Annotated in this window: 16 protein-coding genes, 4 pseudogenes and 1 other annotated feature; of the genes and pseudogenes, 14 read left to right on the top strand and 6 right to left on the bottom strand. The window is 51.9% G+C overall.

What is annotated here, in order from left to right; genetic code table 11:
* Positions 1 to 10: 10 nt before the first annotated feature.
* Genes AP057_RS09715 through AP057_RS09705 form a run of 3 tightly spaced genes read right to left on the bottom strand, consistent with a single transcriptional unit; the run spans position 11 to position 3,779 of the window.
* The gene (locus tag AP057_RS09715; protein ID WP_033015181.1) at positions 11 to 1,159 is read right to left on the bottom strand and encodes a Ger(x)C family spore germination protein; all 1,149 of its coding nucleotides are present in this window, start codon (positions 1,157 to 1,159) and stop codon (positions 11 to 13) included.
* Positions 1,156 to 2,688, bottom strand: coding sequence for a spore germination protein (locus AP057_RS09710; RefSeq protein ID WP_055358639.1), 1,533 nt, complete (start codon positions 2,686 to 2,688; stop codon positions 1,156 to 1,158). The genes AP057_RS09715 and AP057_RS09710 overlap by 4 nt, the downstream gene beginning before the upstream one ends.
* Positions 2,685 to 3,779 (bottom strand): endospore germination permease, encoded by a 1,095-nt coding sequence (locus tag AP057_RS09705; RefSeq protein WP_033015170.1) that lies wholly within the window; start codon positions 3,777 to 3,779, stop codon positions 2,685 to 2,687. Before AP057_RS09705 ends, AP057_RS09710 begins: the two co-directional genes overlap by 4 nt.
* A gap of 261 nt (positions 3,780 to 4,040) precedes the next feature.
* Between AP057_RS09705 and AP057_RS09700 the strand changes: the two genes are divergently transcribed.
* The 4 genes from AP057_RS09700 to AP057_RS09685 all read left to right on the top strand — a co-directional run bounded on the left by AP057_RS09700 (position 4,041) and on the right by AP057_RS09685 (position 7,394).
* Positions 4,041 to 4,319: a YetF domain-containing protein gene (locus tag AP057_RS09700; RefSeq protein ID WP_055358638.1), complete on the top strand. Its 279-nt coding sequence runs from the start codon at positions 4,041 to 4,043 to the stop codon at positions 4,317 to 4,319.
* Between the two features lie 120 nt (positions 4,320 to 4,439).
* A complete protein-coding gene (locus AP057_RS09695) occupies positions 4,440 to 4,817 on the top strand; it encodes a GntR family transcriptional regulator (RefSeq protein WP_061567361.1) in 378 nt (125 codons plus the stop codon).
* The gene (locus AP057_RS09690) at positions 4,814 to 5,713 is read left to right on the top strand and encodes an ABC transporter ATP-binding protein (protein WP_049626705.1); all 900 of its coding nucleotides are present in this window, start codon (positions 4,814 to 4,816) and stop codon (positions 5,711 to 5,713) included. The genes AP057_RS09695 and AP057_RS09690 overlap by 4 nt, the downstream gene beginning before the upstream one ends.
* Positions 5,688 to 7,394, top strand: coding sequence for an ABC transporter permease (locus AP057_RS09685; protein WP_055358637.1), 1,707 nt, complete (start codon positions 5,688 to 5,690; stop codon positions 7,392 to 7,394). Before AP057_RS09690 ends, AP057_RS09685 begins: the two co-directional genes overlap by 26 nt.
* Before the next feature lie 69 nt (positions 7,395 to 7,463).
* Here AP057_RS09685 and AP057_RS09680 read toward each other — a convergent pair whose 3' ends face one another.
* Positions 7,464 to 7,691: a hypothetical protein gene (locus AP057_RS09680; protein ID WP_055358636.1), complete on the bottom strand. Its 228-nt coding sequence runs from the start codon at positions 7,689 to 7,691 to the stop codon at positions 7,464 to 7,466.
* Positions 7,692 to 7,823: 132 nt separating this feature from the next.
* On the opposite strand from AP057_RS09680, the gene AP057_RS09675 reads away from it, so the two are divergent.
* The 7 genes and pseudogenes from AP057_RS09675 to AP057_RS09645 all read left to right on the top strand — a co-directional run bounded on the left by AP057_RS09675 (position 7,824) and on the right by AP057_RS09645 (position 17,917).
* Positions 7,824 to 9,449 carry a spore germination protein gene (locus tag AP057_RS09675; protein WP_055358635.1) on the top strand — a complete coding sequence of 542 codons (1,626 nt, stop codon included), beginning with the start codon at positions 7,824 to 7,826 and terminating at the stop codon, positions 9,447 to 9,449.
* Positions 9,446 to 10,648, top strand: coding sequence for a Ger(x)C family spore germination protein (locus AP057_RS09670; protein ID WP_055358634.1), 1,203 nt, complete (start codon positions 9,446 to 9,448; stop codon positions 10,646 to 10,648). The genes AP057_RS09675 and AP057_RS09670 overlap by 4 nt, the downstream gene beginning before the upstream one ends.
* A gap of 53 nt (positions 10,649 to 10,701) precedes the next feature.
* Positions 10,702 to 11,805 carry a GerAB/ArcD/ProY family transporter gene (locus tag AP057_RS09665; RefSeq protein ID WP_033015161.1) on the top strand — a complete coding sequence of 368 codons (1,104 nt, stop codon included), beginning with the start codon at positions 10,702 to 10,704 and terminating at the stop codon, positions 11,803 to 11,805.
* Between the two features lie 460 nt (positions 11,806 to 12,265).
* Positions 12,266 to 13,711: a SpoIIE family protein phosphatase gene (locus AP057_RS09660; RefSeq protein WP_055358633.1), complete on the top strand. Its 1,446-nt coding sequence runs from the start codon at positions 12,266 to 12,268 to the stop codon at positions 13,709 to 13,711.
* A gap of 12 nt (positions 13,712 to 13,723) precedes the next feature.
* Positions 13,724 to 14,026, top strand: a pseudogene (locus tag AP057_RS18150) (ATP-binding protein); the annotation flags it as partial.
* 367 nt (positions 14,027 to 14,393) lie between these two features.
* A pseudogene (locus AP057_RS09650) lies at positions 14,394 to 16,131 on the top strand (ABC transporter ATP-binding protein).
* Positions 16,115 to 17,917 carry an ABC transporter ATP-binding protein gene (locus tag AP057_RS09645; RefSeq protein WP_055358631.1) on the top strand — a complete coding sequence of 601 codons (1,803 nt, stop codon included), beginning with the start codon at positions 16,115 to 16,117 and terminating at the stop codon, positions 17,915 to 17,917. Before AP057_RS09650 ends, AP057_RS09645 begins: the two are co-directional and overlap by 17 nt.
* A 218-nt stretch (positions 17,918 to 18,135) precedes the next feature.
* On the opposite strand, the gene AP057_RS09640 is transcribed toward AP057_RS09645, so the two are convergent.
* Together AP057_RS09640 and AP057_RS09635 are read right to left on the bottom strand one after the other, a co-directional pair.
* Complete coding sequence (locus tag AP057_RS09640) at positions 18,136 to 19,254, bottom strand: RNA-guided endonuclease TnpB family protein (RefSeq protein ID WP_055358630.1); 1,119 nt, start codon at positions 19,252 to 19,254, stop codon at positions 18,136 to 18,138.
* A 58-nt stretch (positions 19,255 to 19,312) separates the two neighbouring features.
* Positions 19,313 to 20,183: pseudogene (locus AP057_RS09635) on the bottom strand (IS982-like element ISGsp1 family transposase).
* Positions 20,184 to 20,352: 169 nt separating this feature from the next.
* Here AP057_RS09635 and AP057_RS09630 point away from each other — a divergent pair.
* The 3 genes and pseudogenes from AP057_RS09630 to AP057_RS18145 all read left to right on the top strand — a co-directional run bounded on the left by AP057_RS09630 (position 20,353) and on the right by AP057_RS18145 (position 22,078).
* Positions 20,353 to 20,913 (top strand): hypothetical protein, encoded by a 561-nt coding sequence (locus AP057_RS09630; protein WP_055358629.1) that lies wholly within the window; start codon positions 20,353 to 20,355, stop codon positions 20,911 to 20,913.
* A gap of 258 nt (positions 20,914 to 21,171) precedes the next feature.
* Complete coding sequence (locus tag AP057_RS17510; protein ID WP_235468546.1) at positions 21,172 to 21,414, top strand: winged helix-turn-helix domain-containing protein; 243 nt, start codon at positions 21,172 to 21,174, stop codon at positions 21,412 to 21,414.
* Positions 21,415 to 21,472: 58 nt separating this feature from the next.
* A pseudogene (locus AP057_RS18145) lies at positions 21,473 to 22,078 on the top strand (transposase).
* A 289-nt stretch (positions 22,079 to 22,367) separates the two neighbouring features.
* Positions 22,368 to 23,317, top strand: a sequence feature (16S ribosomal RNA rRNA prediction is too short).
* Position 23,318: the final 1 nt, after the last annotated feature.

The raw sequence follows: 23,318 nt of genomic DNA, 5'->3' as shown, positions 1-23,318 counted from the left end.
TTTTGTCTTTTCAATCGCCAGCGCGGTAATTCAGCTTTTCTTTTCCAGATGCACTGATGACGAGCTCGACGTTTACGAATAGCGTGTTGTTATGGAGTGGGATGAGGCCGTTGATCTGATGTTTTTTCCAGAGATCCGGACGCTGGCGATACAGCTGCTCCGACAGATTCAATATATCGATCTGCTGCTTCTTGCCAAGTTCATACAAGCGGCGGATCTCCTGCTTCACCGTTTGTTCCGCCAGTTTGGTCAGTTGTTTTCGCGAGAGCGGTTTGCGCAGTTCGATGATGGCGCCTTGCGCCTGCACTTGGACAGTAAACGCAGGCTCTCCATCCTTCACTTTGACCGACCATTTCGTTTTCGGGTCCCGGACGACAAGAGAGGCGACCGTTTTCCCTTTTTGTTTGACATAAATCGGGGTGCGGCGAATGTCGTGTTCGAGCCAGCGAAGTCCCTCTAGATCGGAACGGCGGACACATTGCTGGAGGCTGTAATGGTGGACAAAACACACGCCGGAAACAGCGAGCATCGGTTTCGGCTTTTTATTTTCGATCCAGCGCCGGCGGTCGAGCGTTAAATACGGAAGCCTTGCCGTATCGGCTTTTTCATCCATATCGACAATCAGCCGGCTGAGCCGGATCGGGCGGATAAACGAACTTTGTTGAAAGATTTCTTCCGGATTGGACAACAGCGAATAATACGAGGAAGCGTTTAACAGCGGCGTCGCTTCAAACAGCTCGGACAGCGGCTCATCGGTGGCGTACACCCATGCTGTATGGCGAATTTCGTTGTAACGGTTCAGCACGTCGATCACATCGGCCACGATGCCTTTTTGCAAGGCCCGTTTGGTAAAGACAATGCTTTTTACATGGCCCCATGACACCCTTTGTTGAATGGAAGGGTAGATTTTGTCGGTCGCGATATTAAACGTTTCGCCAGCGGCTTTGCCGATGGAAACGGCCGCTTTCTCTTTGCCGCCTCCGGCCTCGACTTTGGCGAGGGCGGTGAAACCAACCAGCTGAACGTAGGCGACCACTTGGCCATCTTTATAATCCACCCCAATGGCATGAATATACACAATGTGATCGATGTTGCGCGTGTCCCAACAGCCGCTGAGCAAGATGACGGAAGCGATGACGGGAAAGAGCCGCTTCCTCATTTTTGTTCCCTCTCTTTCGCAATGAGATCATTTGGGTGCACAATGCGGTTGCGCGTGCGGAACTGCTTCCATGTACTCGGGATAAAGACTTTCCCGATATCTTTTGATGGCGGCGCCAGCGGCGTGAGATACGGAACGCCGCAGGTGCGCAAGTTGACCGCATAAGTCAAGATGAAAAACAGCGACAGAATGAAGCCAAACAGGCCAAGAACGGTGGAAGCCGTCAAGACAATAAAGCGCAGCAAGGTGACACTGCTGGCCATATTTTGATTGACGAGCGTGAATGTCGAGATGACGGAAATGGCGGCAATGACGAGTGTGGCCGGGGCGGCGAGCCCGGTGTTGATCGCCGCCTGGCCGATGATTAAGCCGCCGACGACGGACAGCGTCTGCCCGATGGCGATTGGCAGCCGCATCCCGGCTTCCTTAAACACCTCAAACAAAATCATCATCACAAACATCTCCAGCGGCACCGGAAGCGGCACTCCTTGGCGCGACAAAATGAGCGTCGCCAGCAAGGTGAACGGAAGCTGGTCCGGATGGAAGCAGGTCAAGGCGACCCAGGCGCCCGGCAAATAAATGGCGACCGAAGTGCCGACGAGCCGAAGCAGGCGCTGAAACACGACAAACAAGAAAAGCGTGTTGTTGTCTTCCGCCGTGTTCAGCAAAAACGTTAAATTGCCCGGTCCGATCAAGGCGGTCGGCGCCCCGTCCACCAAGATGATAAAACGGCCGTTGAGGAGCGAATTGACGGCAAAATCGGGCCGCCCGGTGTAGCCGAACATCGGGAACAAAGAAAAACGGGTGTCGGAAAACCACTCTTCAATTTGGTTGGTGCTTGTCACCGAGTCGATGTACAAACTGAGCAGACGGCTTCTCACCTCGTCGATGATTTCTGTATTGGCAATATCATCGACATAGAGGAGCCCGACTTTTGTCTGGCTGCGTGTGCCGATGACAAACGGTTCGTAGACGAGCCGGTGTGAGCGCAGCCGCTTGCGAATGAGGGCGACATTTTTGCTGATTTCTTCAATAAATCCATCTTTGGGTCCACGAATCGATACTTCCGTGTTCGGCTCTTCCGGATCGCGGCTGGGCGGGCTGGCGAGCGGCATCGTGTACAAGACATCGGCTTCATGGAAATAAATGAGCAAATCGCCGCTAAACAGCCTGAAGTTGAGATCATCGATCCGCACTTCTTTTCCCATATACTCAAGCGCCGCCGGTTTGCGGGCCTCGATGTCAGCAGCCGTAAAGCACGGATGCTGTTCGCACAGCTCGCGGAACATCGGATAAATGGCCTTTTGCAGCATTTGCGTATCGCACAGTTCTTCACAATAAATAAACAGCAAGTGCACGACAGCCGCCGAGCCGTCAAAAGAGGTTGGAATCGCGGCTTCCGTCATGATGACATCCGGGCATTTGGCGTACATCGTGCGCAACGCCTCTTCGGAGATGATGACGGTCTCGAGCCCCGTGTAATCGTCTTTCAACCGTTTGCCTTCGGCGGCTCGCATGGGTCGTTTCATCCTGCCACCCCTCTTTTCTTTTTTCGATATGCCAACAAAGCGAAACCACTTAACACAACGGACAGCGCAAGACTAAACAGCAGCGATGCCGGCAGCACCCCATGTTTGACAAAATGCAAAAACTGTTCATCGCTGACCGGCGCCAGCGCCGCCAATGTGATCGCCAAGTAGAGGACAATGAGCACCCAACGGCGGGTTTGCGGATGGCGGATCGGAAACAATTCCACAATCAGCGCTGTCGATAAGGAGATGCGGATAAAGGCGCCGGACAGCCATTGATAGACCGACAGAAAGTCCACATGCTCAATGTACGTCCCTAAACTGACCATCCGCCATTGCTCAAACGCCGGATAGCGAAGGCGCGTCGCCTGCTCGGGGCCAAATTCGGTGATGGTGCCAATCGTCGGCCCGATGCTCAGCCCGGCTGTGAAAACAGCGATGGCGGCAAGCGCCTTCCATGAAAATGGGCGAGGCAGGCGATGGGAGAGAAACAATAGAACGATCACTTCCACATATCCCGCTCCGGCGTACATCATGCCGTTGAGCACAGGTCCAACACCATGTTCAAGCGTTGGTCTGAGCAGTGAATAATCTTTATGAGGCGTGGTCGAGAGCATAACGAAAAAACCAAACACGATGACGAACGGGCAAATGATCATGGAAGTGTTGGCAATCGAGTCGATGCCTTGGTACGAGTTATAAAAACAAACGGCCACGATGACCAAAATCAGCGCCCATCTCGGCGTCGCCGTCAAATAAGAGGTGGTGGTAAACGTGACCGTATCGTTTAACGTGACAAAACTATGAAGAAGCAAGAATGCGCTGCTGACACCGGCCATCGCATAAGCAGCCGCGCTCGAAAATCGGGCCTTGAGCCAGTCAAACAGCCGCTCGCCGTTCAGTTGTCGGATGGTGAAATAAAGCAGCGGCAGCCAAACGAGCAAACACGCCAACGCTCCCAAGGCGGCGATCCACGCATCGCGGTGGGCGGCCTCAAGCATAAAGGGGATGATGATGACATGATTCATCAGCCCGACCGACAGCATGACCATAAATAACAGTTGCAGAGCGCTAAGCGGCTGTCCGTTCATCATGGATCCCTTTCTTTCCATGCAATCTCCAAAGGGCGGGGGATGTAGGGCAAAAGGCTGCTGATTCCAGAAACCTTGCTGAACCGGCTTCTTTTCTGATGAAATGCCGCTGATTGGCTTTCTAAAACGATAGTGTTTCCAGTCCAGGGGAATTTATCCGCGCAAACGGCAACCCAACAGCGAAACTTCTCAGGCGGCAGGGGGCACAATACAGGGAAGAAAGGGCGAACATCAACGGCATGCAAGGGGGCGCAGCATGAAATGGCTTCATTTGACGATCGGCGTGAAGATTTCCAGCTGCCGCTCCACCCGGTGTATGTCCCGGTGACGCTGATCCGGGATGGCCAGCTGTTGGCAGACGAATTAGCGGAGCTTGGGAAAACGGAGCAATGGCTGGCCGCCAAACTGCAAAAACAAGGAATTGCCTCGCCAAAAGACGTGTTGATCGCCGAGTGGCTCGAAGGAGATGGGCTGTTTGTTCAGACGTATCAGCCCGCCGAGCGGCAACGGTCAACGCGGCGGTCGACGGCGCCGGAATGAGAGGAAGAAAGAATCCAGGAATGGATTCTTTCTTTATTTTGGAAAAAATTCTTGCCTTTCTTCTGTTTTATGTGTACTATTGGTTATAGTGCGGTTGTGACAATGAGAGGAGGAGGGGAGATGTTTGAGCTCGATTTGCGAAGCCGCCAGCCGATTTACGAGCAGCTGATTGACAAAATGAAAGAAATGATCGTTCGCGAACTATGGCAGCCGCACGATCAGCTGCCATCGGTCAGGACGATGGCGAAACAGCTGATGATCAACCCAAATACGATTCAAAAAGCGTACCGCGAACTGGAACGCGACGGCTGGATTTATTCGATTCCAGGGAAAGGCAGCTTCGTTGCCCCGCGCTCGAAAGAACCAAACATCGAGGCGATCGCTGCGGTCCGTGAGCAGTTTGTCCGCCTTGTCAAGGAAGCACGGTTTTTAGGGGTGACAAATGAGCAGTTATGGCAATGGATTCGAGAAGGGGAGAAAGAGGAGGGAGAATCGTGATTCAACTTGTGGACGTGACGAAAATGTTTGATCGATTTGCCGCTGTCAAGGGCGCGAACATGATGGTGCCAAAAGGAGCGATTTACGGGCTGCTCGGCCCGAACGGCGCCGGAAAAACGACGCTGCTAAAGATGATGGCAGGCATTCTCCGCCAAGATCGCGGAACGATTGCAGTGGACGGGGAGGATGTGTGGGAAAATGTCCGCATCAAGCAACGCCTTTTGTTTTTGCCAGACTTTGTCTACTTTTTTCCGCACGCGACAATTCGGCAAATGGCGGATTTTTACGAGCAACTGTACCCTTCGTTCAGCCGCGGACGGTTTCTGGAATTGCAGTCCGTCTTTGCGCTTGATCCAAACAAAAAGATTCAGCAGTTTTCCAAAGGCATGCAGCGCCAGGCGGCGTTTTGGCTTGCTTTTTCCGTCCGGCCGGACGTGCTCATGATGGATGAGCCGCTTGATGGGCTCGACGTATTCGTCCGTCGCCATGTGAAGCAGCTGCTCATAGAAGAAGTGGCCGAACGGGAGATGACGGTCGTCATTTCGTCGCACAATTTGCGCGAGCTCGAAGATTTATGCGACATCGTCGGATTGATGGCGCAAGGGACCGTACGGATGGAGCGCGATTTAAACGAGCTGCGCGCCGGGATGCATAAAATTCAAGTCGCGTTTCGCGGCGGATTTCCGAGCGAGTTGGCCGAACGCCTTGACATCGTGCATCGCGAGGAGCGCGGCAGCATCGTTCTTCTTGTCGTCCGCGGCGAGAAACGATCCATCGAAGAGACGGTGAGTTCGTTTGCTCCGCTCATTCTTGACGTCTTGCCGTTGTCGTTGGAAGAAATTTTTGTGTATGAAATGGGGGATGTTGTCGATGTCCGCGAAACGGTTGTCGGCTAACCGCGCCATGTGGACGCAAAATGTTCGCCAAATCGGCTGGATTGCCATCATTCATCTGCTGTTATGGCTAGCGGCGATCGTATTGCCGATTGGGCTTTCGTACTCGCAATATGATCCAAAAGTCGGAAATGTGTCGCCATGGAAAGACGTTTACGATATATCCAACGGGTTCGAGACGTTGATTGCTTGGCTTGTCCCGATCTTGGCGGCGGCCGGCGTGGTTCGCTATATGCATGAGAAACGGTTGGCTGATTTCATCCATAGCTTGCCCATCCGCCGCACCGAACTGCTTGCCGGGCAGATGCTTATTGGATGGCTCTTTTTGGCGGTTCCGCTCGTGTTGACCGCCTTGGTTGCGATCGGATGTCTGTACGGACTTGATCTCCCGTGGCCGATTGGAGCGGGGGATGTGGGACGATGGCTTGGCGAGACGCTTGTCGTAGAGACGGTGATTTTTGCGCTAGGTGTCATGGTCGGCGTGCTCGTCGGCCAATCGATCGTTCATATTGTGTTAACGAATATTGCTCTCTTTTTTCCGACAGGCATCATGGTGCTGCTGTTTAGCAATTTGCCGTTATGGTTGTATGGATTCCCCGATGGGTACTATTTATCGGGAAATCTGATGGATTGGGCGCTGCCGCTGCCGATTCGTTATGCGATGCTGACGGATCAGGCGATGAGCGCGGGGGAAGCCGGACTGTTGCTGCTGTTGTCGCTTCTGTTTTTCGGGGTGTCCATTTGGTTGTACGAGCGGCGGCCGACGGAAGCGGCCGGACAGGCGCTCGCCTTTTCAGTGCTTCGCCCGCTGTTTGTGTATGGAGTGGCGCTTTGCATGTGCTTGACCGGCGGGTTCTACTTTGGACAAGTCCAACGGCAGTGGGGATGGATCATCTTTGGGTATGTTGCGTTTTCGCTTATCGGGTATGCCGTTGCGCAAATGGTCGTGATGAAAACATGGCGTGTTTTTCATAAATGGAAAGGGTATATCGCCTTTGCCGCTGTGATGTCGGTCTTATTTTTGACTGTGCGCCTTGATCCGGTTGGATATGTGAGACACGTTCCGAATTTGTCCGATATTGAGAAAGTCTATTTCGGCCAGTCGGTGATGAATTGGCAAAATCCTAACTTGATGGAAAGAGAGTTTGAAGCATTCGATCAGTTTTTGCGCACGAAGGACAACATCAAAGCTGTCAGGGCGCTTCATGCGCAGCTTGTGCACGATCAGCCGCTCCTGTCACGTTTTGGCAACGTGATTGTGATCGGCTATGTGCTCAAAGACGGCACGCGTCTCCTCCGCCGCTACGAAGTGCCGATTGAACCGTACATGCCGTATTTTCAGCGCATCATGGGTTCAAACGAATATAAGCAGCAATATTATTTGCTCCTTCGCCCGAGCTATTCTCCGATCCGCCAAGTGACGATCCGCAATGTCGAAACGGGGCGTCCGGTGGTCGTGCTGGCCGAGCCGAAGGAGATCGAGTCGTTTGTCCAGGCGCTCAAACAAGATTTGTGGAATGAGCCGGTGGAGGACATCATCCGCGGGGGGAGAACATGGCAGGGGGATATTGAATTGCTGCAAAGCGACGGCGATTCGTTTACCGTTCCCTTGTCTTCACACAGCACCCATGTTCGCGAGTGGTTGCAACAACGGCATCATTGGGAGCAAATACAGAAAAGGTAACGCCCGATGAAGAGAAAAGGTGTCCCGTTGCTTTTGGGGCACCTTCCTCTTTTTTCCACCGGCTGTTGGTCAAGACGTTTTGTTTTTTCGTTTCCACATCCAAACGTTCAATAGATCGAGCAACAGCAAAAAAATGAACAAGGATAAAATAAATAGTTCCGTCATTTCCATTGCCCGAAAGGGATTCAGCACGATATACAACGATTGATGCAAGGTCATCCCCATCAACTGATCCATGCTTACCATCGTTCCTATGGCGAGCAAGGCAAACATCAGCCAAACAACAATTAGTTTCATGGCGTTCCACCTGCTGTTTTTCTTTTTTCTTTAGTTTTTGCTATTGATTCAAAACCGATGCACGGGCGTATACCCTCCCGATTTCGTGTCCATAATGAGGGATAAAAAGGAAGCGGAGTGAGGAGGAAAAACATGCTGTTTCAATGGGGAATGGGCCGACAAAAAAAGCAGATCAATGACAGGGTGAAACAAGAAGGACCGGACCATAGCGGCGAGGCAACGGACGTCCCGCAAGAGCCGATGTCAGCTGAATTAGCCGTCAACCTTGACATCATCCGCCAAACGACTGGACAAAGCAGCGATGTTGTCATCCGCCGGTTTTCGCTTGGCCAAGAGAAGCAAATCAATGCAGCCATCGTCTTTGTGGATGGTCTTGTTGACGAAAAACATGTGTACGAGTTTTTGCTAACGCCGTTGCTAGAGGCGTCATTTCCACTGTCATTAACAGAAAAAGAATCGTTTCCGTGGATCGAACAAAAGTTGGCCGCGGTGGGCGGTGTGAAGCATGTCATCGATTGGGAACACCTGTTTTTGGAGCTGTTTTCCGGAGAGACCATCATCTTGTTGGATGGGGTGCCGTCCGCTGTCAGCGCCAGCACCAAAGGCGGCCAATATCGTGCAATCGAGGAGCCACAGACGCAACTCGCCGTCCGCGGGCCGCGCGAGGGATTTACGGAGTCGTTGCGCGCAAACACCGCGATGATCCGCCGCCGCATTAAAAATCCCAATCTTTGGCTGGAAACGATGCAAATCGGCACCGTGACGCAAACGGATGTCGCGATCATGTACATCAAAGGCATTGCCAATGACGAGGTTATCGAGGAAGTGAGAGCGCGCCTGCGCCGCATTGATACGGACAGCGTGCTTGAGTCCGGTTATATTGAACAGTTAATCGAAGATCAAACGTTTACGACATTTCCGACGATCTACCATACCGAGCGTCCCGATGTGGTGGCGGCGAATTTGCTGGAGGGGCGGATTGCGATTTTGATTCAGGGGACGCCGTTTATCCTGATTGTGCCGGCTTTGTTTATCCAATTTTTTCAAGCGGTAGAGGATTATTATGCCCGTTTTGATATCGCCACTGCTCTTCGCTTGTTGCGCGTATTGATTTTTTTTCTCTCGCTCGTCTCGCCCTCTATGTATATTGCTGCGACGACGTTCCATCAAGAAATGATCCCAACTCAGCTTGTCATCACCATTGCCGCCCAGCGTGAGGCTGTGCCGTTTCCCACTTTTGTCGAGGCATTAATCATGGAAGTGACATTTGAGATTTTGCACGAAGCGGGGATTCGGCTGCCGCGTGTGGTCGGGCAAGCGGTGTCGATTGTCGGGGCGCTTGTCATCGGTGAGGTGGCGATCGATGCCGGTTTTGTTTCATCGGCCATGGTTATCGTTGTCTCGCTCACCGCGATTGCCAGCTTTGCAACGCCGGCGTTTGCCATCGCCATCTCAGCACGCCTCATCCGCTTTGGGTTGATGTTTTTAGCGGCGATGTTCGGGTTTTATGGCATTATAATGGGTCTGCTGATCATGATTCTCCATTTATGCAGCTTGCGTTCATTTGGCATGCCATACATGTCGCCGCTTGCTCCATTTATTGCAACCAATGTAGGCGATACCCTCTTTCGGATTCCAACATGGATGTACCGCGAGCGGCCGCGCCTGATTAACCAGAAAAATATCATTCGCCAATCAGGGGATCAGAAACCGCAGCCTCCGGCACCAACACGCCAGGAAAAGGAGGATGAATCATGAAACGATCTATCGCCATGTTTGTGTCCTTTTTTGTTTGTGCGGTGTTGCTGGCTGGCTGTTGGAGTAAAAAAGAGTTAACCGATTTGTCTCTTGTCATTGCCGTCGGCCTCGATAAAACAAAAGACGGCAGATATTTGGCCTCGTTTCAAGTCGTCAACCTGGGCAACGTTGCGGGAGCGCTCCAACGAGGAGGCGGGGCGGGCGGCGTGCCCATTTCCGTTTATACGTCGACCGGAGACACGTTGGTCGAGGCAAGCCGGAAAGTCTCGAAAAAGTTGTCGCGCATCCTGTATTACGCTCATACCAACTTGGTGGTCATCGGCGAAGAAGTGGCACGCCAAGGGTTGAATGGGGTATTCGATGCGATAGAACGGAATCAAGAGTTTCGGACGACAACGAAGCTGGTTATTGCTCATGGCCACTCAGCGAAAGAGGTGTTAAGCGTATTAACACCCATTGACAAAATTCCCGCCAATCAAATTATTAAGACGTTGGAGTTTTCCGAGATGGCCTTGGGGCAGACAATCAGCACTGATGTCTGGGAAGTGATTCGTGATTTTACATCTTCAGGAAAAAATATAGTCTTGACGGGTGTTGTCATTGAAGGAAACACACAGCGGGGCAAACGGCAAACAAACGTTCAATCCTCTGTGCCAGATGCTCGCATCAGCTTGGATGGGCTGGCGTTATTTAAAAAAGACCGTCTTGTTCGCTGGGTGAACGGCTCAACGGAACGAGGCGTGCTTTGGGTGTTGGATCGAATCAAACAAACGAATATTACGATCCCATGGAAAGGAAAAAAAGAAGCGATTGGTTATCTAGCGATGGGAGTGACAACGAGGTTAAAAGTGGAATTGAAAAACGGCCATCCTTCCATTTTGGTTCATATCCAAACAGAAGGGGATATCAGTGAGACGTACGTCCCGATCAATTTGGCTGATTACCGATTATTGTTTCAATTGGAAAAGGCGATTGGTCGGGATATTGAACGGGAAGTGAGACAGGCGATTGAAACGGCCCAGCATGAAAAAACGGATGTTTTTGGTTTTGGCGAGGCGGTGCATCGCGCCCACCCCCGCCTGTGGAAAAGAATCAAAAAAGAGTGGGATGACCGCTATTTCCCTCATCTTCCGGTGACAGTGAAAGTGGATGCTTCCATTCGACGCACGGGATTGCGGAATACGCCATATATCAAATAAGCGTTTTCGGCTTAAAAACTTGGATACGGTAGCGTGAGGAGCGATGGAGCGAGATGGAACATAGTAAAATCAATATGCGCCAGCTGTTTGTCCTGATCGTATTGTTTGAGCATGGCAGTGCGATAGTCATTCCGCTCGGCGCCAGCGCCAAGCAAGATGCGTGGATCGCCATTTTGCTCAGTCTGGTTCTTGGGCTATTGCTGATTTTGGTTTATGAGCGTTTGTTTCATTATTATCCCGATCAGCCGCTGACTTCCTATGTGACACATATCGTCGGTAAGCCGCTCGGCAAGGTGTTGGCAGTTCTCTATATTACCTATTTTTTCCATATAACCGCCCGTGTGTTGCGTGATTTTGGCGAACTGTTGCTCACGTTTGCCTATCCGGAAACGCCGCTGTTTGTTTTGAATGCCCTTATGGCTATGACGGTCATGTACGGTGCCTATAAAGGCATTGAAGTATTGGCACGCACCGGCGAACTGCTTTATACGTTGTTGCATATACTGGCAGTTGTTGGATTCCTCTTAGTTATCGCTTCCGGAGTTGTTGATCTCACCCAGATCCAACCGGTGTTAGAGGAAGGGTGGAAACGGGTGTGGAAAACGGTGTTCACGGAAACGTTGTACGTGCCGTTTGGCGAAATGATCGTGTTTACCATGCTGTTTCCATACTTGAATCGTCCGGAAAAAGCGCGGCGGGCCGCCGTTGCCGGGATGGTGTTGACCGGGATCAACCTGGCGATCATTATGGTCGTTAATACGGCCGTCTTAGGAGCTGATGCGGTGTCACGTTCATCGTTTCCGTTGCTCGATACGATCCGCCGCATTCGAGTCGCTCACTTTTTAGAGCGGCTTGATGTCTTTTTTATGGTCGCTCTAGTGATCGGGGGGTTTTTTAAAGTCTCCATCTTTTTTTATGCCGGCATCGTGGGGGTGGCTCATGTATTCGGGTTTTCGAACCACCAGCGGCTTGTTTATGCGTTTGGGGTGCTTGTCTTATTGTGGTCAGTGGCGATGGCCAGCAACTACTGGGAACATATTCATGAAGGATTAAAGATTGTCACGTTCTATCTGCACATCCCGATGCAAATCATCATTCCGGTGCTCTTGCTTGTGATTGCGGCGATTCGCCGGCGGTTTGGACAATCAGCAAAATAAGAAAAACGGACTATATAGATGCAATTTGAAGATTTACCATTTGCAGCTTTTATCGACTGTCAGGCGACCGAACAACGCCGCTTCCAGCCCCATATATGGGGCTGTGAAGCAGGTGGTTGTTCGGTCTTCCGTCACGCCTTGGCGTGACGGGGAAAGCCATAGGCTTGCCTTCGACAGTCGAAAATGGACAAACCGCTTTTCTGTCAAGGATATGTTAAACTTCTTCGTTGCATCTATCCTATATAGAAGATTTCTGCGCCAGCAAGCAGGAAAATTAACAAAAGACCGCGAATACCAACAATAATCTGTTCCCAATGGGAACAATGGGCGAAATGTGGTGCTGAACATGCAACCCGAAGGCGGGGTGGAAACAACCCGGCGCCGATGCGCGTGTTTGTTTCGGGAAGCCGGTGTCAGCTAAAAGCGATGGATTTTGATTATAACAAAAAAGGGTTGAACGATGGTGAAGGCGAAAGTACAGGCGATCGATCAGCTAGATGCGGAACAGTTGGGCAGCGGCATGGTGATGACCGACCGTCAACTTTCGATTGTTGCAGTCAGCGAGCTGACGCCAAGATGGCTCGGATTTGCCAAACATGAATTAGTCGGGCAGCCGGTCGGCGTTCTGTTTTCAGCCGAGTGGTCGGCTGCGTTGTTAGATGGCATCGCCGAGGCGGTAAAAAAGGACGGATGTTGGCAAGGAGAAGCGCGACATGTAGCGAAAAGCGGGAAAATATGTACGAGTTGGATGAACGTCTATCGGCTATCAGGCAGCGAAGGAGAATGGCTCGTTTGGAATTTTGTGGAACAAACCGCTATGCCTCCGGCTGATCGACCGACGCCGTCTGAGTTGCTCGGGGTCATTTACGATTCCGCCCCGTTTGCGGTTGTTCCGGTGGCGGCGGACGGAACCGTGCAAGATTGGGGGCTTAGTGCCGAGCGGCTGTTTGGGCGTCGAAAAGAAGAGGCGGTCGGCCGCCCGATATGGTCGCTCTTTCGCTGCGGCAGCCAAACATGGCTTCCGTTTTCTCCCCAAGAGCAGCGATGCGGCGAAGGGATGGTGCAGCGTCCGGACGGCACGTCCGTCAATGTCGCCTATACGATCATTCCCGTGCTTCAGGGGGACGGATATATCGTCCTTGTCGAAGACGAGACGAAGCAAAAGCAGAAAGAGGCGGAGCGGCGGCGCCAAATCGAGCTGGCGAAAAAAATTCAGCACAACTTGTTGACGCCGCTCATTCAAAACGAGGCGGTGACGATGGATGCCGTCTATATTCCATCCGATGATTTGTCAGGCGATATTTACGCTTGCTATCAAATCGACCTGTACCGCTACGGGGTGATCGTCATCGACGTGATGGGACACGGCATTTCGTCAGCCTTGGTGAGCATGCTGCTTCGCTCGCTTTTGCGCGGGTTGATCGTGCGCGTCATTGACCCGGTCTCGGTGGCGAGCGAGCTGGAAAAGCATGTGCAAACGTTGTTTCCTGATGAGGCCAACGACATCCGCCACCTGTTTTCCATGATTTATTTAGTGATTGACACGAAAGAGCGGAAAATTGAATATACGAACGCCGGCCATCCGGCTGGGCTGCTCGTGTTTGACGATGGAAGCGTCCATGAGTTGGACAAAGGCGGTTTGGCGATTGGCAGCCCGTTTTCCTTGTCGTTTGAAAAAGGGGTGATTCATTACGACAAGCGGGCCCGCCTCCTTTTGTATACAGACGGCATTTTAGAGGAGATCGATCCGTCGATTTTGCAAAGCATTGAAAAAATTCGCTCATGCACGCAAATGTACCGCCATTTGCCGGATAAACGCTTCCTCGAACGTTTAATCAGCCAAGGTCCGCCGCTCGTCAGCCCTTCCGACGACATTTGCTTATTGTCCATCACGGTTCATGGATAGGCGGGGCGCTTTGTGGTGTGTGCATGGATCATGCGCTGCCGGGCGGACGAGGAAGCGGTTTTGGTTTGCCATCTTCTTGCGGAGCAGGCTGCTTCATTGTTTGCGGTCCGTGATGCGGAATTGTTTGTGTTGGCGGTGCATGAAGCGGTCGTCAATGCCGCCAAAGCGGTTCAACGGGCGGGGATGGAGGCGGGGACGATTTCGCTCTCCTTTTTCGTCACAAGCGCTGATGTGGCCGTGGCGGTTGAGGATGAGGGCGGCGGCGTTCCGGCGGACGTGATCGAGCAGCTCGATCAAATGACGCTCTCTGATGTATTTTTTCGACTGCTGAAGGCAAGCCACAGGCTTGCCTTCGTCGCGCCAAGGTGTGACGGAAGACTGAATAACCACCTGCTTCCCAGACCCATGCATGGGTCTGGAAGCGGTGTTGTTCAGTCACCCGCCAGTCGGGCATCCCGCTCGAAACGACGGAATAGACCCGTTGTTCCCCTATTGCCGCCGTGGCCCCCGAGCGATGAGACATTCGTTCGGGGGTTTTTGTTCCTTTGGGCCGGGAGCATCTCCGCTTCTGCAAATGGATTCTCATTGTCAAATAAATATTTCGGGTTTAGAATAAAATGATACACAACGATGAACGGCGGCTGGGCCCCGCGATCGGAATGGAGAGGAGAGTGGCGCAGACATGGGGCGGGTGCTGATCTATTTGCGGCCATATGGGAAGTGGATGGCGTTAGCTTGGTTGTTTATGTTGACCGAGCTCATCATCGAGCTTTGGCAGCCGCTGTTGATGGGGAAAATCATCGACGATGGTGTCATGAAACAGGATGTTGCGGCCATTTTCACGTGGGGAGCCGTGATGCTCGGGGCGTCGCTGTTGGCGTTTGCCTCAGGCATCGCCAACTCATTTGCTGCTGCCTACGTCGGTCAGGAGTACGGATTTGCGCTGCGGACGGCGCTGTTTGCCAAAATCCAATCGTTTTCGCTTGCGCGCATCGAGCAGTTGTCGCCGGCCTCGCTCATCACCCGGATGACGAACGATGTGACCCAAGTGCAAAACATGTTGTTTATGAGTTTGCGCATCGCCTTGCGTGCGCCGCTTCTGGTCGTCTTCGGCGTCGCGATGGCGTTTGTCGTTCATGCGCGCTTGGCGCTCGTTTTGGCGGTGGCTGTTCCTCTGTCCGCTGTTTTTTTTATTGTGGGTTGTACAAAAGGCGGCGGCGTCCTTTTCCGCCGTCCAACGAGCGCTTGATCGCGTCAACGGCGTGATGCGTGAAAATTTGGCCGGCATGCGCCTCATCAAAGCGTGGATGAGAAAAGAATACGAAGAGGAGCGATTTGCGGCGGCGAACGATGCGCTGATGGAACGGACCATGAGCGTGCTTCGCCTCGTGGAGACGATCACGCCGGTGTTGCTGATCGTGATGAACACCGCCATCGTCGCCGTTCTCCTTTTTGGCCGCCACCATATCGAGGCCGGGACGGCGAGCGCTGGGCAAGTCGTGGCTGTCATCAATTACGCCACAAGGACGACGGCTGCGTTGTCGATGTTTACATTTATTACGATGGCGTTTTCACGGGCGCGCGCCTCGGCCGCCCGCCTCGCTGAACTTCTTGAAGCCCCGGGCGAGCGACACGGGGCGGATGCGGGCGGTGGTCCGGCCGTTCAGCGCGGGGAAATTCGCTTTGAGCACGTTTCGTTCCGCTATCCAGACAGCGAACTTGACGCGCTTTCTGACGTATCGTTTGTCATCCGTCCGCATGAGACAGCCGCCATTTTAGGAGCGACAGGGGCCGGCAAATCGACGCTTCTTCAGCTGATTCCCCGGTTGTACGAACCAAGCGGCGGGCGCGTGTTGATTGATGGCGTCGATGTGCGCGAGTTTTCCGCCGAACAGCTGCGGACGGCGGTGCGCTTTGTTCCGCAGGAAGTGCTGCTATTTTCCGGAACGGTTGCCGACAACCTTCGCTTCGGCAAGATGACAGCGACGATGGAAGAGATTGTGCAGGCGGCTCGTGATGCGCAAATTCATGAAACTATCACTCGGTTTCCGGATGGATACGACGCACGGATCGGTCAAAAGGGTGTCAATTTATCAGGCGGGCAAAAGCAGCGGCTGTCGATCGCCCGCGCCTTGGTGGGGCAACCGCGCGTTTTGCTTTTGGATGACAGCACAAGCGCGCTCGATGCAGAGACGGAAGCAAAGCTGCTCGCAGCGTTGCGGAAGTATGCATGCACGACGGTGATAGTGACGCAAAAGGTGAGCACCGCGATGGCGGCGGATACGATTTTGCTTTTGGAAGACGGCCGCCTGATCGCACAAGGAAGTCATGAACAACTGCTGGCGACGAGCGACCTGTATCGACGCATCGTCGCCACGCAGGAAGGAAAGAAGGGATCGGTGGATGTCACTACGGCATAGTCCGCACGGAGCACGTGTTGGCGCAAGTGCGCAACGGGCGAAAAACAGCGTCGGCACGTTGCGGCGGCTTTGGGCATTTATCGCTCCGCAAAAGCGAAAGCTGTTTGCAGCCATGGCTATGGTGATGGCCAGCTCGGCGTTGGCGCTTGCTGGGCCGTATGTCGTTGGCCGGGCGGTTGATTCGTACATTGTGGAACGAAAAACGGATGGATTTTTCGCAACGCTCATTTTGCTTCTGGCCATTTATTTGGCCCTTGGGGCGGCGACGTTTTGGCAAAACTATTGGATGATCGATGTCGGCCAGCGGACGGTGCGCAGCATTCGCGAGCGGTTGTTTCGCCATTTTCATGAGCTGCCGATTTCGTTTTTTGACCGCCGCCAGCAAGGCGAACTCATGAGCCGGATTACAAACGACATCGACCATATGAGCCAGACATTTAACAGCACGGTTGTCCAGGTCGTCTCGAGCACGTTGACGTTGATGGGCGCTATGGTGGTTATGCTTTCACAAAGCGTTGTGTTGACAATCGTAACGCTTGTTGTCGTGCCGCTCATGTATGTGGGCATGCGCTGGATCACCAACCGGACGCGGGTGCGTTTCCGTGAGCAGCAACGGGCGCTCGGAGAGATGAACGGCTTTATCGAAGAGGTCATTTCCGGACAGAAAGTGGTGAAGCTGTTTTCCCAAGAAGAGCGGATGGAGGAGGAATTGGCGCGCAAAAATGCCGAGCTGAAACAAGCCGGTTTTTGGGCGCAAACGTATTCCGGCTTTATTCCGAAGCTGATGAACTTTTTAAACAACTTGAGCTTCGGCTTGATTGCCGTTGTCGGCGGATGGCTGGCGGCGAAAGGGACGATATCGGTCGGGACGATCGTCGTGTTTGTCGAATACGCCCGCCAGTTTACCAGACCGCTTAATGACCTGGCCAATCAATGGAACACACTGCTGTCGGCGTTGGCCGGCGCCGAGCGGGTGTTGGAAATTTTGGATTTGCCGGAGGAAGAGGAAGACGAGCGGGAAGCGGTGGTCTTGGACCGGCTTGATGGACGCATTGAGTTTCGTCAAGTCGTCTTTTCTTACGACAAACAGCGCCCGGCGCTCGACGGCGTCACCTTTTCCATCGCCCCGGGGGAGACGGTCGCGCTTGTCGGTCCAACTGGAGCCGGCAAAACGACCGTATTGCAGCTGTTGACCCGCTTTTATGATCCGGATGAAGGCGTGATTTTGATCGACGGGCGCGACAGCCGGACGATCAAGCGAGCGAGTTTGCGCCGGCATATGGCATTTGTGCTTCAGGATACGTTTTTGTTCGCCGGAACGATCCGCGACAACATTCGTTACGGACGGCTTGAGGCGACCGATGAAGAAGTCGAGGAGGCGGCGCGCCAGGCGAACGCCCACTCGTTTATTATGAAGCTGCCGAACGGCTATGACACCGTTCTGTCCCCCGGAGGCGGCGGAATCAGCCAAGGGCAGCGGCAGCTGTTGGCCATCGCTCGGGCGATGATCGCCGACCCGGCCATTTTGATTTTGGACGAAGCGACGAGCAACATCGATACGGTGACCGAAGTGTGCATTCAAGAAGCGCTCGCGCGGCTCATGAACGGCCGGACGTGCTTGGTCATCGCGCACCGGCTGAACACGATTCAACATGCCGACCGCATCCTTGTGCTCAACGAAGGCAACGTGATCGAACAAGGAACGCATGAAGAACTGTTGGAAGCAAAAGGATTTTACTTCCAATTGTATCAGCGCTATTGGTTGCGCAATGTGCAGCAGGCATAACTGTATGGTGTTCACGTTTGCAGAGGACTTCAGATGAATGCGTGTCTCCTCCATGCGAACTCGAGTGCTCAGGAAAGGAAGAGTGGGTCAACTACCCCCACTTCGCTAACGCTTGAAGTGGGGGCTTGCAACTCCCCAGAAGTGCGAGCGGACTTCGTCCTCCTTCCTTGACTTGGGGTTGCATTAGGGGCAGGTTGACAACTGCCCAACGACGCAGGTCATGCCTGTGTCGTTCCTTCAACGATGTACTCTATTCCTTTTCGTTGAAGGTTCATAGCACCAATGCGGTCATCGTTTGAGGTGTATCCGCATGTTCGACAACAAAAGGTGTGTGTACGCTTGTTTCGATTGGCTTTTTCCGTATGACCACACTTTGGACATGTCAAAGAGGTGTAATGCGGAGCAACCACCATCACTTTTGACCCATGCAAACGTGCCTTATACTCTAACATTTGACGGAACTGATAGAACGCCCACGATACAGTTTCATATCGGTCATGGATACGTACACGTTCTGTTTTTTCACGAATGCCTGTTAAATCTTCTAATACAAAAAGGGTACGTTCTCCATATTGACGAACGAGTGCCTTCGTGACAGCATGGTTCACATCCGTCATCCAACGGTTTTCTCGTTGTCCGATTGTTTTCAACTTCCGACGCGCAGAAGCCGTCCCTTTTTGCTGGAGGGTTTTTCGCATTCGTTTGTACTTCGCCCGCATATGCTTGATTTTTCGTCCGTTAAAAAAGGTAGTTTTCCCTTGCGAATCATAAGCTGCTGCAAGAAAGTTAACCCCTACATCGACACCGACCACTTGGCGAATGTTGTGTTCATCTACGGTCGGAATTGTTTTAGTCATGGGAATGTGCAAAAAGAATTGGTTATGCTTATAGACGAGTTTGGCTGTGCCAAACGTCCATGAGCCATCAAAATATTGTTCCATGCCTTTTGGTTCGAATGGCACTTTGATTCGTCCTTCTAGCGTATTGACAGAAAATAACCCTTGAACAATGGAGTAATCTCGATTCCAAACGAGATCATATTCAGGCTTTTTAAAGCGAACCAATGTCCATTCATGACCATTGCTTTTTAGGGAACGGTATCTAGCGATCACCGTTTTAATCACAGATTGCGCCATTTGTGAACGCAAAGCGTAGTTTGATCGAAGTAGACGATAGGTCATGTCGTGTAACTTGGCTTGTGCAAGCACTTTTGTGTCAAAAATCACAACAGATACAGCGTTGCACGCTTGTCGATAAGCGGAAAGGGTGGCTTTCAATACTTCTGCTTGTTCCGCTGTTGGGTAAATTTTGATTTTGGCTGTTAACGTCATGTCCATTTGTCTCACCTCTCTTTCACTAAATATATTATATAATACCCGTGGTGCTAGTTGAGCGTCAGCGCTCAACCAGCCCTAGTGTGACCAAGGAATAAGCCAACAAGATGCCATCGAGTGCCACTTCAAACCCGGCCATGGAATTCGCTCGAATGTCGGTGATCCGGTATTGGTCTACGAGAATCGAAAACACCGTCTCGATGACTTTGCGTTTTTTCCTGATCCATTCTTCCCATGCCTTGGATGGGCCGTGCTTTTGATTGTGTCGAGACGGTGTCCAGAACGCGGCTTGGTGTTCTTCGTACAGCTTTTCTCGAAGAGCGTGGCTGATGTACCCTTTGTCCCCAAAGTTGTAGGGATGAGGGATTTGAGTCATCACCGTTTCAGCGGCTTTGACGTCGTGGCAGGACGCTTCCGTCACGACAGGCCAGCCCTTGATTGGTCACTTGAAGATGCAGCTTGAAACCGTAGTACCATTGCTTTTTGGAAGCACAATACCCCATATCTGCGATCCCTCGAAATCGCTTGACGCGCTGCATTCTYRCGGGATGGCACAACGGAAGAGGCAAGCTGTCGACGACCGCATAAGCATGGTGTTGGCCACGTTTCGCCAGCTCATGACGGATCCATTTGATGGCGAAACCAAGCGCCCGGCAGCGGCGGTTGTATCGGGAGCGTTCAAGAAACGAGCCGTTTGTGAACAAATTTCCCGTGACAAAACGATGCCAGGCTCGTTCGGAAGAAAAGCCCAGCAGCTTCCCCAAAAGGTGAACCGCCATGACCACTTCGTCTTCTTGCTTGACCAAGTGACGGTTGCGGCGATGAAGATACATTTGAATCAACGACAGTTGGGCAGAAACAAAACAGAAAATAGCGGCATATTGTTTTTGAAGTTTGGCTGGATCTGTAGTAAAATGAAAGTGCTCTTGCATGGGGGATCTCTCCTTTCGAATGTTGGGTGACACTTTCATTCTACTGGAGATCCGCCAGCAAGGGCTATTTTTATGCTTGATCAAGTTTATCTAGCACCACGGGTATATGTAATAAATGCTAATGTTGTGGAGATAAATGTTCAAAGATGAATGAAAGGATGAGAAAAATATGGGAATGATGAAAAAGATTCATCTTATAATTACATTGGCGACTATTCTTTTGTTTATATTTGAATCAAACGCCGTAAATGCTCAAGTAAATGATCAAGCAATTAACCGAGATAAAGCTCCAAGAGTTGAAATTTATGATGAAAATAATAATCTTATCAAAACGATTAATCTTGAAGAGAAATCCATCGAAACAGATGACCCTAAAACAAAATCTATTATAGCAGAACAAACAGTAACTGCTCAGAGCATTAAAAAATACTCCTTTGGCAATACCACCTTTTCAAATTACGTTTGGATTAATGGTGGATACTATTTTTATAATCCTGGGATTTTTGAATTTGAACTAATTAATAGACCTGAGGCAGTTGCAGTAGAAGTTTATAAACTAGGTCAAGTATATACTGGTAAAGTTGTATGGAGAGATGTGGCTGGCTGGGCTGCACTTGATTGGAGAGACACTACACTGGTAAAGCATCCCGGTAGTTATGCATTTAGATTTAAAAATGACGGTTCTGGTACAGTACAAATTAAACATGGTAATTTAAAATATAATTATTAACCCGTGGTGCTATAGACATGCTTTTTTCGCACATACGCCATCCGTTTTTGTCATTCTTCCGCCGTCAGACGGCGGAAAACCAACCGTGGAACGTACAAGCGTTCATGTCCGATGTACACATGTTCTATGTTTTTGACGATGCACAAAGACCAAAATTCTTAACTTGATGGGTATGGGGGGACCTCTTGCTTCATCGGGATTTCGCGCCCGGACGCGAGCTGTTTCTCACGGAAACAGCAGAAAGAGATCAAGCGGCTCGTGCTCACCACGACTCCCGCCGAACTGGGGTGGGATGTGACTTCGGTGTGGAACACCAAACTCCTGCCGTCCTATGTGGAAAAGCACTTCGGCGTTTCCATTTCCCGTGAAGCGCTGCGAAAACTCCTGCACCGTCAAGGTCTGTCATGGACTCGCCCGACGTACACACTGGCGAAAGGGAATCCGGATGAGCAAAAGCCATTTGAAAAACAAATGGATCTGATAAAAAAACTTGATCACTAAGGAGACCGAAGAGGCCGTTCTTCTATACATCGATGAAACGCATATCCGCTCTTATCATGTGTTGCGATCCACTTGGTCCGAGACTGGCTGTCAAAAACGAGTGCCGACATTCGGCTATCATGCCCATATTTCGGTATTTGGCGCCGTGAACGTCCACGATGGGGACACCGTGCTTCACCAAGCAGAAGCCGCCAACGCCACGACGTTCTTGGGTTTCTTGCGCCGACTCAAAGAGCGGCATCCCAACCGGATCATGGCGCTTGTTCTAGAAGGCCGGTGATTTAGTGAAAATCTCGGAAAATGGACTTTTTTCTCAAATAGAGAAGTCTTGCAAAATCAACGCTTCTCTTTCGGCCGAAAACAATGGGTTCGGCGAAATCAGTCGTTTTTCACCAGCCTCCTAGACAATGCCCGGATTCATCACGCTCGAATGGTGAAGGAGTTTTTGCGGGAAGAAGGACCATGTTTTCATTTCTTGTATCTCCCGCCCTACTCGCCGCAGCTCAACCCGATCGAGCGTTTGTGGAAATGGCTGAAGGATACGGTGTTCGCCAACGCCTTTCACAAAGACCGCCATGAGATCCTGCAAGCGGTTCAACGATTTGTTCATTCCATTCAGGAACGCCTGGAAGACGTGTTGCGACGCTTGGGGTGTGTTGCGTAATCGAGAAGTTAACTTTTCAAGGTGCATTTATATAGCTATTATAGCTATTTACAATATAACCGAAAAAAGTGCTCCGCAAACTCTTGACTGACTCAAAAGCAAAAAATGTGTTGACAAAAAACAAAAAAGGTGATATATTGTAAGAGTCACTTTCGAGGAGGTAAGTTCCTCGGACGAAGAAAGAATAGCTCGTTCCTTGAAAACTGAACGAAACGAAGCGCAATAGAAAGGCTGAGGTTGCTTGACACATTTGGTGTCGGTGCCGAAGCTGACAAAGCCAATCAACTTTCTTTTGGAGAGTTTGATCCTGGCTCAGGACGAACGCTGGCGGCGTGCCTAATACATGCAAGTCGAGCGGACCGGATCGGAGCTTGCTCTGATTTGGTCAGCGGCGGACGGGTGAGTAACACGTGGGCAACCTGCCCGCAAGACCGGGATAACTCCGGGAAACCGGAGCTAATACCGGATAACACCGAAGACCGCATGGTCTTCGGTTGAAAGGCGGCCTTTGGGCTGTCACTTGCGGATGGGCCCGCGGCGCATTAGCTAGTTGGTGAGGTAACGGCTCACCAAGGCGACGATGCGTAGCCGGCCTGAGAGGGTGACCGGCCACACTGGGACTGAGACACGGCCCAGACTCCTACGGGAGGCAGCAGTAGGGAATCTTCCGCAATGGGCGAAAGCCTGACGGAGCGACGCCGCGTGAGCGAAGAAGGCCTTCGGGTCGTAAAGCTCTGTTGTGAGGGACGAAGGAGCGCCGTTCGAAGAGGGCGGCGCGGTGACGGTACCTCACGAGAAAGCCCCGGCTAACTACGTGCCAGCAGCCGCGGTAATACGTAGGGGGCGAGCGTTGTCCGGAATTATTGGGCGTAAAGCGCGCGCAGGCGGTCTCTTAAGTCTGATGTGAAAGCCCACGGCTCAACCGTGGAGRGTCATTGGAAACTGGGGGACTTGAGGGCAGGAGAGGAGAGCGGAATTCCACGTGTAGCGGTGAAATGCGTAGAGATGTGGAGGAACACCAGTGGCGAAGGCGGCTCTCTGGCCTGCACCTGACGCTGAGGCGCGAAAGCGTGGGGAGCAAACAGGATTAGATACCCTGGTAGTCCACGCCGTAAACGATGAGTGCTAAGTGTTAGAGGGGTCACACCCTTTAGTGCTGCAGCTAACGCGATAAGCACTCCGCCTGGGGAGTACGGCCGCAAGGCTGAAACTCAAAGGCTGCCTCTTATAAACATCTGAC

Source organism: Geobacillus sp. Sah69 (assembly GCF_001414205.1).
GTDB classification, from domain to species: Bacteria; Bacillota; Bacilli; order Bacillales; family Anoxybacillaceae; genus Geobacillus; species Geobacillus stearothermophilus.
This window is presented reverse-complemented; position numbering and strand designations above follow the sequence as displayed.